Source organism: Staphylococcus sp. HMSC62B09 (genome assembly GCF_001839115.1).
GTDB classification, from domain to species: Bacteria; Bacillota; Bacilli; order Staphylococcales; family Staphylococcaceae; genus Staphylococcus; species Staphylococcus haemolyticus.
Window position 1 is genome coordinate 38,510 of sequence record NZ_KV840096.1, and the last position, 14,391, is coordinate 52,900.

12 protein-coding genes are annotated in these 14,391 nt (G+C 34.1%); 2 read left to right on the forward strand and 10 right to left on the reverse strand.

What is annotated here, in order from left to right; translation table 11 throughout:
• Nucleotides 1–328: 328 nt before the first annotated feature.
• The 7 genes from gltX to HMPREF3265_RS01930 all read right to left on the reverse strand — a co-directional run bounded on the left by gltX (nt 329) and on the right by HMPREF3265_RS01930 (nt 9,444).
• Nucleotides 329–1,783 carry a glutamate--tRNA ligase gene (gene gltX / locus HMPREF3265_RS01900; protein ID WP_070860926.1) on the reverse strand — a complete coding sequence of 485 codons (1,455 nt, stop codon included), beginning with the start codon at nt 1,781–1,783 and terminating at the stop codon, nt 329–331.
• 444 nt (nt 1,784–2,227) lie between these two features.
• Nucleotides 2,228–3,295, reverse strand: a complete 1,068-nt coding sequence (locus tag HMPREF3265_RS01905) for a PIN/TRAM domain-containing protein (RefSeq protein WP_053025233.1) — start codon at nt 3,293–3,295, stop codon at nt 2,228–2,230.
• A gap of 25 nt (nt 3,296–3,320) precedes the next feature.
• Nucleotides 3,321–4,685 (reverse strand): DNA repair protein RadA, encoded by a 1,365-nt coding sequence (radA, locus tag HMPREF3265_RS01910; RefSeq protein WP_070860927.1) that lies wholly within the window; start codon nt 4,683–4,685, stop codon nt 3,321–3,323.
• Between the two features lie 221 nt (nt 4,686–4,906).
• Entirely contained in the window at nt 4,907–7,381 is a 2,475-nt protein-coding gene (locus tag HMPREF3265_RS01915; RefSeq protein WP_070860928.1) for an ATP-dependent Clp protease ATP-binding subunit, read from the reverse strand.
• A gap of 15 nt (nt 7,382–7,396) precedes the next feature.
• Nucleotides 7,397–8,404: a protein arginine kinase gene (locus HMPREF3265_RS01920; protein WP_037552094.1), complete on the reverse strand. Its 1,008-nt coding sequence runs from the start codon at nt 8,402–8,404 to the stop codon at nt 7,397–7,399.
• Complete coding sequence (locus tag HMPREF3265_RS01925; protein ID WP_011276738.1) at nt 8,397–8,960, reverse strand: UvrB/UvrC motif-containing protein; 564 nt, start codon at nt 8,958–8,960, stop codon at nt 8,397–8,399. The genes HMPREF3265_RS01920 and HMPREF3265_RS01925 overlap by 8 nt, the downstream gene beginning before the upstream one ends.
• A gap of 22 nt (nt 8,961–8,982) precedes the next feature.
• Nucleotides 8,983–9,444 (reverse strand): CtsR family transcriptional regulator, encoded by a 462-nt coding sequence (locus HMPREF3265_RS01930; RefSeq protein ID WP_070443018.1) that lies wholly within the window; start codon nt 9,442–9,444, stop codon nt 8,983–8,985.
• 154 nt (nt 9,445–9,598) lie between these two features.
• Between HMPREF3265_RS01930 and HMPREF3265_RS01935 the strand changes: the two genes are divergently transcribed.
• Nucleotides 9,599–10,813: a NupC/NupG family nucleoside CNT transporter gene (locus tag HMPREF3265_RS01935; protein WP_070860929.1), complete on the forward strand. Its 1,215-nt coding sequence runs from the start codon at nt 9,599–9,601 to the stop codon at nt 10,811–10,813.
• A gap of 105 nt (nt 10,814–10,918) precedes the next feature.
• On the opposite strand, the gene pdxT is transcribed toward HMPREF3265_RS01935, so the two are convergent.
• Together pdxT and pdxS are read right to left on the reverse strand one after the other, a co-directional pair.
• A complete protein-coding gene (gene pdxT, locus HMPREF3265_RS01940; RefSeq protein WP_037552097.1) occupies nt 10,919–11,473 on the reverse strand; it encodes a pyridoxal 5'-phosphate synthase glutaminase subunit PdxT in 555 nt (184 codons plus the stop codon).
• A gap of 3 nt (nt 11,474–11,476) precedes the next feature.
• On the reverse strand, nt 11,477–12,364 hold the full coding sequence (gene pdxS / locus HMPREF3265_RS01945) for a pyridoxal 5'-phosphate synthase lyase subunit PdxS (RefSeq protein ID WP_011276742.1): 888 nt from the start codon (nt 12,362–12,364) through the stop codon (nt 11,477–11,479).
• A 101-nt stretch (nt 12,365–12,465) separates the two neighbouring features.
• Between pdxS and HMPREF3265_RS01950 the strand changes: the two genes are divergently transcribed.
• Complete coding sequence (locus HMPREF3265_RS01950) at nt 12,466–13,827, forward strand: MocR-like pyridoxine biosynthesis transcription factor PdxR (RefSeq protein ID WP_037552098.1); 1,362 nt, start codon at nt 12,466–12,468, stop codon at nt 13,825–13,827.
• 81 nt (nt 13,828–13,908) lie between these two features.
• Here the strand turns inward: HMPREF3265_RS01950 and HMPREF3265_RS01955 are convergent, their stop codons facing one another.
• Nucleotides 13,909–14,259: a DoxX family protein gene (locus HMPREF3265_RS01955; RefSeq protein WP_256323907.1), complete on the reverse strand. Its 351-nt coding sequence runs from the start codon at nt 14,257–14,259 to the stop codon at nt 13,909–13,911.
• Nucleotides 14,260–14,391 lie beyond the last annotated feature (132 nt).

Consider the following 14,391-nt stretch of genomic DNA (forward strand, 5'->3'; position numbering starts at 1 on the left):
GGCGCTATTGCACGGTTCCACTCTGTATTCTAGATAAATGCAAGCTAGTATATCTATATAACTATAGGTTACTAGATTCACTTTATCATACTCATTTACTATATTTAGTTGGTTATACAAAGGTGCATTCAACATCGTCTATGGCGTACTCACAGCAACCGTACACTCTCTGAAATCATAGTCTAATATTTACTAATCCTTCGCCTTTAAATACTCATACCAAAATGGCTTCGCCATCTTTAACATTATCATATTTGCTTTAATGTGAAATTTCAAGTGTTAGATAAGTTAAATTAGCATCTCATTCGTGCAACTTGCCTGATGTCCTTTACACGAATTTTTTCAATCGTAAAAGTACTTTATCTTTACCTAATACTTCAATTGTATTAGGTAATTCAGGACCATGCATTTGACCAGTTACGGCAACACGAATAGGCATGAATAATTGTTTACCTTTAATACCTGTTTCCTTTTGTACTTCTTTAATTGTTTTCTTAATGTCAGCCGCTTCAAATGGCTCTAAAGCTTCTAATTTACCATATAAATGTGTCATCAATTCAGGAACTTGTTCTCCATTAATGACTTCTTGTTCTTCTTCTCCTAATTCAGGCATTTCATGGAAGAACATTTCAGATAAAGGTACAATTTCGCCAGCATAGCTCATTTCTTTTTGATATAGTGCCACTAATTTGCGACCCCATTCTTTATCATCTTCACTTGGAGATTCTGGGATTAAATTAGCTTTAATAAGATGAGGCAATGCAAGTTCAAATACTGTGTCAGTATCTTTTGTTTTCATATATTGGTTATTAACCCATGCTAATTTTTGTCTATCGAACATCGCTGGTGATTTAGAGAGACGTTTTTCATCAAAGATCTTAATAAATTCTTCTTTAGAAAAGATTTCTTCCTCTCCTTCTGGAGACCAACCTAATAATGTAATAAAGTTAAATAACGCTTCTGGCAAGTAACCTAAATCACGGTATTGCTCAATAAATTGTAAAATTTGGCCATCACGTTTACTTAATTTTTTACGTTCTTCATTAACAATTAGCGACATATGACCAAACCGTGGCGCTTCCCAACCAAATGCTTCATAAATCATAAGTTGTTTTGGTGTGTTAGAAACGTGATCGTCACCACGAATAACATCGGAAATTTCCATGTAATGATCATCGATAGCTACAGCAAAGTTATAGGTAGGGATGCCATCTTTTTTAACGATAACCCAGTCACCTATATTGTTTGAATCGAATGAAATTTCACCTTTAACCATATCATTAAACGTATACATTTGATCTTTAGGCACACGGAATCTAATTGATGGGCGACGACCTTCAGCTTCAAATTGTTGACGTTCTTCTTCAGTTAAATGTGCATGTTGACCACCGTAACGAGGCATTTCACCACGTGCGATTTGATCTTCACGTTCTTTTTCAAGCTCTTCTTCAGTCATGTAACATTTGTACGCTTTATCTTCGTCCAATAATTGTTGAATAAGTGGATTATAGATATCACCACGTTCTGATTGGCGATAAGGTCCATAACCTTTGTCTTTATCGATTGATTCGTCCCAATCTAATCCTAACCATTTTAAGTTATCAAATTGAGATGACTCACCATCTTCAAGATTACGTTTACTATCCGTATCTTCAATACGCACTACGAAATCACCATCATAATGCTTAGCAAATAAATAATTAAATAATGCAGTTCTTGCATTACCAATGTGTAAATATCCAGTTGGACTTGGCGCATATCTCACTCTAATGCGTTCACTCATCGTATTCACTCCTATAAATATTAGTTATGTTTTAACTTCGAATTTATACGCTTTATCTAATACAGGCTACAAACTTTACACTCTAACCGAGTCGTTCTACGCCAGTAAGAAACACCTTCAAACCATTAGAAAAAAGCTATTCTAAACTATCATTTTAGACATGTTCCCGAATAACTTTCCACTTTACATTAACCTTAGATAAAAGTTCGCATTTCTTCATTATTGTAGCACTAAATCAACACTTTGATAAGTCACTTGTTTGCGCTATAGATTATCATTAATTCATAAATCTACTTTATGTAAATAGGTTCCATGCTTCGCTTCTTGAAAAGAGTGCCCTCCACATTTAGCGTTTCACATGAAACCTAATCACTTACAATAATTTAATTTTTTTATAATTGAACATATCTTCTTAATCTCTAAGTTTAAAGAACATATTTATCATTACTCTGAATCGTCTATTTTTTTAGCGAAAATAATACGTCCTGATGATGTTTGTAATAAACTGATGACTTCTAAATCTACATATTTACCTACAAGTGATTTCGCATTGTCAACGACTACCATTGTGCCGTCATCTAAATAGCCTACACCTTGACCAGGCTCTTTACCCATTTTAGTCAATAGAATATTAATGCGGTCACCTTGATGAACATTCGGTTTAATTGCTTCAGATAAGTCGTTTACATTTAAAGCTTTAATTCCTTGAACGTGACATACTTTATTTAAATTAAAATCGGTAGTAATCACATGCGCATGATAAGTTTGTGCTAACTTTACCAATAGTTCATCAATATCACTGTGAGACTTTTGTGGATGTATCACGCGTGTAGGATACTCTAAGTCATACAATTCATTTAATATATCTAAACCGCGTTGTCCTTTCTCACGTTTCACACTATCATTCGCATCAGCTACAACTTGAAGTTCATTAATAACACCTTGCGGTATAAGGATTTCACCATCTATAAAACCACAACGAATGACATCTAAAATACGTCCATCGATAATTGCACTTGTATCTAAAAGTTTAGGTACAGCACTAATATTACTTTTAGACATAGAGCGTGCCATATTTTCCGGCAAGAACATTAACATTTCGTCACGCTTTTTCAAACCAAATTGGAAACCTAAATAACATAGCAATAATGTAATAATAAGTGGTACTAGATGATTTAATATCGTGTTTCCAATCATTTCTAGAATAAACGAAGCCATAACTGATATAAATAATCCAATGATAAGTCCAAGTGTTGCAAATAAAATTTCAACAGCACTACGTTGCATAATCCAATGTTCAATGGCTTTAAAAGTTTTCGTAACTTTATTAATAAAGAAGCCAAAAATCAAGAAAAATACTACTATTCCAATTAAGCCATCAATATAATAGTTATGTAAAAATGGGTAACCATCAATATTAAAATCCTTGAGTATTTCAGGTATTAACAAAATACCAAGTGCGGCACCTAGAATAATATATATGATGATTACAATTCCTTTTAATACTTTCATAAGTCTCACCTCTTTTTCACTTTATTTACGATTTGAATGCATACTTTAGTGCATCATGTACTGTAGACACTCCTACTACTTTAATGCCCTCAGGAAATTGCCATCCACCGATATTTGTCTGTGGAATAATAACACGTTCAAAGCCTAATTTAGCTGCTTCTTGAACACGTTGTTCAATTCGAGAAACACGTCTCACTTCACCGGTCAAACCTACTTCTCCAATATAACAATCAAGCCCATCTACTGCTTTATCTTTAAAACTTGAAGCTGTTGCTACTATAACACTTAAATCAACTGCCGGCTCTGTCAATCGAACGCCACCAGCTACTTTAATATATGCATCTTGTTGTTGTAATAAATAGTTTTCTTTTTTCTCTAATACAGCCATTAATAAACTCAAACGATTATGATCTATACCTGTTGCCATACGTCTAGGGTTATTAAATGTTGTAGGCGTCACTAAGGCCTGAACTTCTATTAATAGAGGTCGTGTACCTTCCATAGTTGCTACAATCGTTGATCCCGGCACATTGGTAGAACGTTCCTCTAAGAACATTTCAGAAGGATTATGAACGCCTTTTAACCCGCTTTGTTTCATCTCAAAAATGCCCATTTCATTAGTAGAACCAAAACGGTTCTTAACCGCTCTCAAGATACGATAAGCATGATGCTCATCTCCCTCAAAGTACAGTACAGTATCAACCATATGTTCTAATAGACGCGGTCCTGCAATTTGACCTTCTTTTGTAACATGTCCGACGATAAATGTTGCAATATTCATTTGTTTAGCAATATTCATTAAACTCTGTGTACTTTCTCTAACTTGAGACACAGAACCAGGTGCCGAACTAATTTCAGGATGATATATTGTTTGAATGGAATCCACAACTAAAATATCAGGTTGTGCTTGTTGAACTGTTTGATGTATTACCTCTAAATCTGTTTCTGCTAACACATTTAAATTACTCGAATCTTCATCTAGTCGACCGGCACGTAATTTAGTTTGATTTAGTGATTCTTCACCTGTAATATACAGTACATTTAATTTTTGTGACAATGATGCACAAATTTGCAGCAATAACGTTGATTTACCGATACCAGGATCTCCACCTATTAACACTAAAGAGCCACTTACAATGCCACCACCTAAAACGCGGTTGAACTCTTTTGATTCTGTCTGAACTCTCGGTGTCACTTCATTCTTGATATCATTTAATTTCTGGACTTTTGCGCTAGACGTTGATGTCTTTACGCCGTGTTTAGGATTTGAAACTTTTTCAACAATTTCCTCCATTTGATTCCATGACCCACAATTAGGACACTTTCCCATCCATTTTGGAGATTGATAGCCGCAAGCCATACATTCAAAAATTACTTTCTTTTTGGCCAAAATTGCACCCCCGATTTTTCTTTGAACAAATCTATTTTATATGTAACGTTGCACAATGACAAATGTAAACTTAAGCAAATTAGTATAAATTTGATTCTATTTATTTTAGTGATAATTAATACTTATAATGATTAAAATTGATTCATTGAAATCAAAAAATTAAAGCTGAGACATTCGAATATGATATGTCTCAGCTTATATTTAACATTAATTTTATAGTATTATGCTTCAGTTTCAGTTACTTCGTTGTCTTCATCTGAAATACCATTATTTTTTTCATTGATATTATATTTAAATTCATCACCATCATGGTCGATGACAACTTCTTTACCTTCAATTTGGTTACCGTCTAAAATTAATTCACTCAAGTTATCTTCAACTGTTTTTTGAATAGCTCTGATTAATGGACGGGCACCGTATTCTGGATCATAGCCTTCTTCAGCAATTTTTTCTTTTGCTTTATCAGTTACAATAATATTAATATCTTGCTCAGATAGTCGTTGTGTTAGTTTATTAACCATCATTGTAACGATTTCTTTCAATTCATCTTTAGAAAGTTTGTGGAATACGATGATGTCGTCAACACGGTTTAAGAACTCTGGGCGGAATGAATTTTTCAATTCTTTCATCATTGTCTTGCGAATTGTTTCATAGTCATGACCTTCAGAACTGCCACCGAAACCAGCAAAGCGTTGATCTTGTAATTCTTGAGCACCAACATTTGAAGTCATGATAATCACTGTATTTCGGAAATCAACTTGACGTCCTTTTGTATCAGTTAAATGACCATCGTCTAGAACTTGCAATAGAATATTAAATACATCTGGATGCGCCTTTTCGATTTCATCAAATAAGATAACTGAGTATGGTTTACGTCTTACTTTCTCAGTTAATTGGCCACCTTCATCATGACCTACATAGCCTGGAGGCGCTCCAACTAAACGACTCACAGCATGTTTTTCCATAAACTCACTCATATCAACGCGAATCATTGCATCTTCTTCACCAAACATTGATTCTGCTAATGCTCTAGCTAATTCTGTTTTACCTACACCTGTTGGACCTAAGAAGATAAAACTACCGATTGGACGTTTAGGATCTTTCAATCCTGCACGAGCACGGCGTACCGCTTTACTAATAGAAGTTACAGCATCATTTTGGCCTATAACTCTATCATGTAACGTTTGTTCAAGATTTAATAATCGATCTGATTCAGTTTCATTAATTTTTGTAAGCGGGATACCTGTCCAACCTGCAATGACTTCACCAATATCTTCTTTAGATAGAGAAGTGGATTGATCGCCTTGAGTTGTTTTCCACTCATTTTTGGCATCTTCATATTGTTTTTCAAGTTTAGTTTGTTTATCACGTAAATTAGCAGCATTTTCGAATTCTTGAGCATGAACTGCTGCGTCTTTTTCATTTTTTACTTTTTCAATTTCTTGCTCAATTTCTTTCAAGTTGTTAGGTGTTGTATGACTTTTCAGTCTTACTTTTGAACTTGCTTCATCAATTAAATCAATCGCTTTATCGGGTAAGAAACGATCTGATACATAACGATCACTTAATTTAGCAGCCGCTTCAAGTGCTTCATCTGAAATATTGATGCGGTGATGTGCTTCATAACGATCACGTAATCCTTTTAAAATTGCAATTGTGTCTTCAACTGTTGGTTCATCAACTTGAATAGGTTGGAAACGACGTTCTAACGCTGCATCTTTCTCGATGTTTTTACGATATTCATCTAATGTTGTCGCACCGATACATTGTAATTCACCACGTGCTAATGCTGGTTTTAATATGTTTGACGCATCGATTGCGCCTTCAGCTCCACCAGCACCAACTAATGTGTGTAATTCATCAATGAATAAGATTACGTTACCAGCTTGATGAATTTCTTCCATTACTTTTTTCAAACGTTCTTCAAATTCACCACGATATTTAGTACCAGCTACAACTGTTCCCATATCAAGTGACATCACGCGTTTACCTTTAAGTGTCTCAGGTACTTCATTATTAACAATAGCTTGAGCAAGGCCTTCTGCAATTGCAGTTTTACCTACACCGGGTTCACCAATTAGTACAGGATTGTTTTTAGTACGACGACTTAACACTTCAATTACACGAGTAATTTCTTTATCTCTACCAACAACTGGATCTAACGTTCCATCTTTGGCAATGACAGTTAAATCACGTGCTAATCCATCTAATGTAGGGGTATTATTTGATTTATTTGCTGTAGCATTTTTATTGCTCATTTCAGGACTACCTAGTGCTTTGACGACTTGGGCACGCGCTTTTGTAATATTTAAATCAAGATTAGCAAATACGCGAGCAGCTACGCCTTCATTTTCACGAATTAAACCTAGTAATATGTGTTCTGTACCTACAAAGTTATGGTGTAACTTTCTTGCTTCATCCATTGAAAGTTCAATTACTTTCTTAGCTCTTGGTGTATAATGCAATGTTCCTGTTTGATCTTGTCCGTGACCGATTAATTTTTCGACTTCTTCAATCACTTTATCTTCGGTAATATTAAAGCTTTCTAATACTTTAGCAGCAATACCTTCTGGTTCTTTCATTAAACCTAATAACAAATGTTCTGTACCTATATTAGAATGATTTAAACGTATCGCTTCTTCTTGTGCGTGTGCTAGGACACGTTGTGCACGTTCAGTTAATCTACCAAATAGCATATATTTTTGTACCTCCTATTGAGTATATTCTCTTAATATATTTGCTCTCTTTTCATTTACAGAGATTGTTTCATCTTCATCGTTATAGATAAACGCTGATTGAATACTTACCATTAATTCATTAAATTTAAAATCACTCAATGTTAAATACCCTAAATCGATACCTAATTTCACTTCACTTAAACGATAAGAAGCTTCTTCCATTGAAATGATTCGACTATTTTGTAAAATACCCAATGACCGATAAATACGGTCTAGCGTTTCTAATTCATTGTATTGAGTTAAACGTTCACGAATTTGCATTTCTTCATTTATGATTTGTTGAACAACTTCAGTTAAATTATCTATGATTTCATCTTCAGTCTTACCAAGTGTTAATTGATTTGAGATTTGATAAATATGGCCATACACTTGCGAGCCTTCTCCATATATACCTCGAATTGTAAAACCGAAACGATTAATTGTCTGTGCAATACGATTCATACGTTTCATAATGGATAATCCTGGCAAGTGTAACATCACACTTGCTCGCATACCTGTACCAATATTTGTTGGACACGTAGTTAAATATCCTAAATGTTCATCATAACTAATGTCTAGTGATTGATCTAAAGTATCATCAATCTCACTAGCTTTGTTATATAAGTCGTGTAAAGATAAATCGGTGCCCATTGCTTGTATGCGTATATGATCTTCTTCATTAATCATAATACTTATTGATTCATCTTTATTCAATAACACTGCTGATGCGGGTTGTTTAATCAGTTCAGGACTAATTAAATGTTTTGCAACAAGTTTCATTTTGTTTTGTTGATCCATTGTATCTAAACGCATTAAATCTAAATCAGGCAATACATCTTGTACTTCATTTATAACTCTGAACCCATCTTGTTCTGATGGAAACATGAGTGGGTGAACGTGATTTTCTAAATTTCTAGCCAATCGAACTCTTGATGACATAACAATTGGAGATTCTTCAGTTTCCTTCATCCATTCACTGATATGTGCATTCATATCACTCATTGCGTTCCACCCCGCTCTCGTCTTTCAATGCTTTTATTTCGTCTCTAACGATAGCAGCCTCTTCAAAGTTTTGTTCATCTATTAGTACATTGAGATATTTTGTTTTTTCCTCAATTTGTTTCTTGATGGCAAGTTTCTTATGAGACGAACGAGGCGTTTTACCTACGTGTTCAAATTGTCCACCTTGAACGCGTCTTACTATATCTACGATGTCATCTTTGAAAGTGGCATAACAATTTGCACACCCGAATTTCCCTACATGCGCAATATCTTTTAATGTCATCTTACACGTTGGACATCGCTTCTCTTCTTGAAAAGCTACTTCATGGAAATTAATACCATGTTTCGTTGCCAAATGTTGCAATATTTGTTTGACGACAAATGCTTCTTCAATATCGTCTTGAAACTGAGAATGCGGGGATGGCGTTTCATTTTGTTGCCAAGGATTTTCACCTTGAGCACATATAGAACATACCCATTTCTCAGAAGTGCCTTCTTTACTTTTTACTGTAAGTTTAACCTCTGCTTCATTTAAATGGCAGTTTTCGCAAAGCACACATAGACACCTCGCTTTTCTATTAATAAAAACTAATGATTGGTAACAAACGTTTTAAAATATTCGCTCTAATAATATCTCGAGCAACAACATCCATTTTCAAAGTCTCTCGATCAACTATAACTTGAATCATTCTTGCTTCTCTTTCACTAATGAGACCTTTATCTAGCAAACCATCTAAAATATAGTAAGCTTGTTGCTGGGAAATGGATGGCCCAATGATTTGCAACAGATGATTAATATACCCCGTTGCATCTTTATTTTCAATTTTGGTGATTCGGATATAACCTCCACCACCTCGTTTACTTTCTATTTCATAACCATGTTCGTTTGTGAATCTAGTTTTAATGACATAATTTAATTGAGAAGGTACACAGTCGAACCGTTGAGCAATATTTGCTCGTTGAATTTCTACCACGTCTTCATTACTTTCTTCGAATAACTTTTTAATGTATTGTTCTATGATGTCAGACATGTTGTGCATGATTTACCACCTCTTTTGACCTTCTTTGACTATATTATATGAGCATCTTTGACCTTTTTCAACCAATTTGTTTTTTAATTTTCTAAAATTATTGATGTTACATGTAAGAATTTATTGTATTATATTAGTTAAGTAAATTTAAAGGAGTAGAATTATGCATATTCTTATTGGGATTATAGGGATAATTTTCTTTTTGGCACTTGCATTTTTGTTTAGCTCTGACAGAAAAAATATCCGCTGGCAATATGTTCGTATTTTATTAGTTATCCAACTTGTGTTCGCGTTTATTTTATTGAAAACGACAGCAGGTATTACAGTTATTGGGGGCATTTCGGAAGGATTTAACTACTTATTACAAAAAGCTGCAGAAGGGGTTAACTTCGTGTTTGGCGGATTTAAGTTCGTAGATCCTAAAAACCCACCATTCTTCTTCAGTGTGTTACTACCAATTGTATTTATTTCAGCATTAATTGGTATCTTACAATATACTCGAATCTTACCATGGATTATTAATGTTTTAGGATTCTTAATTTCTAAAATTAATGGTATGGGACGTTTAGAATCATACAATGCAGTTGCTGCTGCAATCTTAGGTCAATCTGAAGTATTCATTTCATTGAAACAACAGTTACCTTACATACCTAAACAACGTTTGTACACATTAACAGCTTCAGCAATGTCTACAGTATCAGCGTCAATTATTGGTGCATACTTCACATTGATTGAACCTAAATATGTTGTTACAGCTGTTGTTTTAAACTTATTTGGTGGTTTCATTATTGCTTCAATCATTAACCCTTATAAAGTTAATGAAGAAGACGATAAACTATTAGTAGACGAAAGCGAAACTAAAAAACAGTCATTCTTCGAAATGTTAGGAGAATACATTTTAGATGGTTTCAAAGTTGCAGTAATCGTAGGCGCAATGTTAATTGGTTATATTTCAATCATCGCATTATTAAACGGTTTAGTAAGTGGTGCATTTAGCTTAGTATCAGGTGGCGCAATTAAATGGGACTTCCAAACATTAATCGGATTTGTCTTTGCACCATTAGCATTCTTAGCTGGTGTACCTTGGGAAGACGCTGTTAAATCAGGTTCCGTTATGGCAACTAAATTATTATCTAATGAATTTGTTGCAATGCAATCATTAGGTAACTTAAAAGATATATCTGAACATGCGAAAGGTGTAACGTCTGTATTTTTAGTATCATTCGCAAACTTCAGTTCAATCGGTATTATCTCAGGTGCCATTAAATCACTTAACTCTGAAAAAGGTGATGTCGTAGCGCGCTTTGGACTTAAGTTATTATTTGGTGCAACATTAGTATCATTCATTTCAGCTGCAATTGCTGGTTTCTTTATCTAATATCGAAATTAAATAACCTAGAACTTCCAATTTATAAAGAAGTTCTAGGTTATTTTTTTGCAAATTGAAGACTTTTAAAACATCCCTAAAATTGCCATTATTCATTTATTTAACCATATGATCAATAAAGTATTGCGTTACTCTGTAATCATCTGTTAATTCCGGATGGAATGATACGCCCAAATATTTGCCTTGCTTTACTGCTACAATCTTATCGCCAACTGTGCTTAATATTTCTACGCCCTCTTCAACACTAGCGATATGAGGTGCTCTAATAAATACACCTTCAATGTCTTCAGCAATACCTTTAATATCTAACTCTGCTTCAAAACTATCTACTTGTCGTCCAAATGAATTACGTTCAACAGTTATGTCTAATTTCTTCAAATAGCCAGTTTCACCTTCGACATCTTTCGCTAGTACGATAAGACCTGCACATGTGCCAAACATTGGTAAATCAGATTGTTGTAATTTTTCTTTAAATCCATATAAATCCATTAATCTTCGCAATGTAGTAGATTCGCCACCTGGAAGAATTAACCCATCTATCTCATCTAATTGTTCAACCTTTTTAACTGCAATACCTTCGTGACCACTAAGTTCAATATGACGGATGTGTTCACGTACGGCACCTTGCAATGCTAATACACCAATCTTCATATATTACCAACCACGCTCTTGCATACGTTCTTCTAATGAGATTTGATTAATATCTAAACCTTTCATTGCTGTGCCTAATTCTGAAGCTAATTTGCCAATAAGCTCATAATCTTGGTAATGCGTTGTAGCTTGAACAATTGCTTTAGCAAATTTCTCAGGATCTTCAGATTTGAAAATACCTGAACCAACAAATACACCATCAGCACCTAATTCCATCATTAAAGCAGCATCTTGAGGTGTAGCAACACCACCAGCTGCAAAGTTAACTACTGGTAAACGTCCGTGATCTTTGATTTGTTTTAAAACTTCATAAGGCGCACCAAGTTCTTTTGCATAAGTCATAATTTCATCGTCATTCATCACAACTAAGCGACTAACTTCTGAATTAACTTTTCTCATATGTCTAACTGCTTCTACAATGTTACCAGTACCAGGTTCACCTTTAGTACGTAACATTGCAGCACCTTCACCAATACGACGCGCAGCTTCACCTAAGTTACGACAACCACATACAAAAGGAACCGTGAATTGATCTTTTCTTAAATGATATTCTTCATCAGCAGGTGTTAACACTTCTGATTCATCAATATAATCTACGCCCATAGCTTCCAACACACGTGCTTCAGTAATATGACCAATACGTGCTTTCGCCATAACTGGAATTGATACAGCATTCATTACTTCTTCAACAATTTTAGGATTAGCGCTACGTGCTACCCCACCAGCTGCTCTGATGTCAGATGGTACACGTTCTAAAGCCATAACCGCAACTGCGCCAGCTTCTTCTGCAATTTTAGCTTGTTCTGCATTAACAACGTCCATAATAACGCCGCCTTTTTGCATCTCAGCCATTCCTCGTTTAACTCGATCTGATCCTACGATTTTTGACATAAAATTAACCCCTTTTCCAATTTGATTAAATTCATTTTAAGTTATAAACTGATATTTAAAAAGGTACAATTTATTTATAAAATTAGGGGTCAGTTATTAAAATGAAAAAGCAAAAATTATATATCTCACTTTATGAACAATTAAAAAACCAAATTATAGAAGGTCAATACCAAGCACAAGACAAATTTCCATCGAAACGCCAGTTAAGTGAACATTTATCTCTTAGTCATACAACGATTGAACACGCCTATCAACTCCTACTTGATGAAGGTTTTATATACTCTAAACCACGTTCTGGCTATTATGTTTCCGATATTCAGTCATTACCTGTCATCAATATTAATAATCAATTTATAGAAACCGAACCTAAGACACCTGAGAGTAAACAATACAAGTATGCTTTTAATTTAGCTGAAATTGATGCAGAATACTTCCCCCTCAACCTTTTCCGAAAGTATGCAAAAGAAGCCTTTGAAGATAATGAATTAGCACTTTTAGAAAAAGGTGATATCCAAGGAGAATTAAATTTACGTCAACAAATTGCCCATTATCTATTTAATAGTAGAGGGGTTTCGTGCCATCCCAATCAAATCGTCATTGGATCTTCTACAGAGCAGCTGTTAAACATGATTACAGATTTACTTAAAACATCATCTTTTATAATAGAAAAACCAAGTTATCCGCCCATAAAACATGTTTTAGATAAAAACAAGCATGATTATATACAGGCAACAGTTGAAAAAGATGGAATTAATATGATTGACATCATAAATTCTAATAACGATATTGTTTATATAACACCGTCACATCAGTTTCCTACAGGATATGTCATGAATTTAAAGAAACGAACACAGTTAATTAAATGGGCACATCAACAAAATAGCCGATATATAATTGAGGACGATTATGATTCAGAATTTAGATATTACGGTAAACCTATTCCAGCTTTACAAAGTTTAGATAAAAATGACAAAGTGATTTATATTAGTACATTTTCAAAGTCACTTTACCCGAGTTGCCGTATTGCTTATATTGTTTTACCTCAAAAATTATTACAATCTTATCTGTCAATGCCTTATAAAGAAAGCAACACAGTACCTGTGCATATCCAACAAATTATTGCTAACTTCATGTCATCTGGAAGTTTTGAGCGTCATTTAAATAAAATGAGAAAGATTTATAGAGAGAAACTAAATTATATATTAGAACGTTTGAAGCCACATGAAGATCAATTAAAAATCGAAGGTGCTTTAACAGGAATGCATTTTACTATAACTGTTGACAATGGACTTACAATGTCTCAATGCCTCCACAATGCTGAGAAACTGAAATTAAAATTGAACGTTTACAATTATGCGGAAGAAAATGAACTACTTCCAAAATTTATTATTGGATTTGGTGGTATTCCGAATCATAAACTTAAAGAGCACACCGACGTTTTAATAAAATCATTAACTGTATAGTAAAAAAAGCACGTCCATAAGTTAAAAACTTGTCGACGTGCCATCGTTTATATTAAGTAATAATTAGACATTAATAGTTTCTTAATACAGTTCAAGTGCTTTCTTCCAATTATAAGAAATCAATATGGCTACACTCATCACCAATAGTATAATCACAAGTTCAGATGCCATATAACCTTGTGACAGATGGACAGTAAATAAAGCTCCAAGCATAATTACGATAAAGCCGGCAGCTACATAATTAGCAAATAAACCAATGATCATTAAAATGCCTCCGATGAATTCAAATAATCCTAAAATAACACCGAAGAAGGCAGGGAAACCTAAATCAGACATCATTGCCATTGGCTCTTTAAAGCCACCAAATATTTTTTGAGCACCATGTATTGTAAATGTAATACCTAACATAAGCCTTATTAATAATAAACCAATATTCTTAATTCATCGACTTCAAATGCTTGCTCTTCGTAAAGCTATAACACTTTGATTTGTTGATATCTTATTAAACCTTCGGTTTTGTTTTTGTGCATAAAAAAGAGACCTTTCGGTCTCGATATCGGCTCA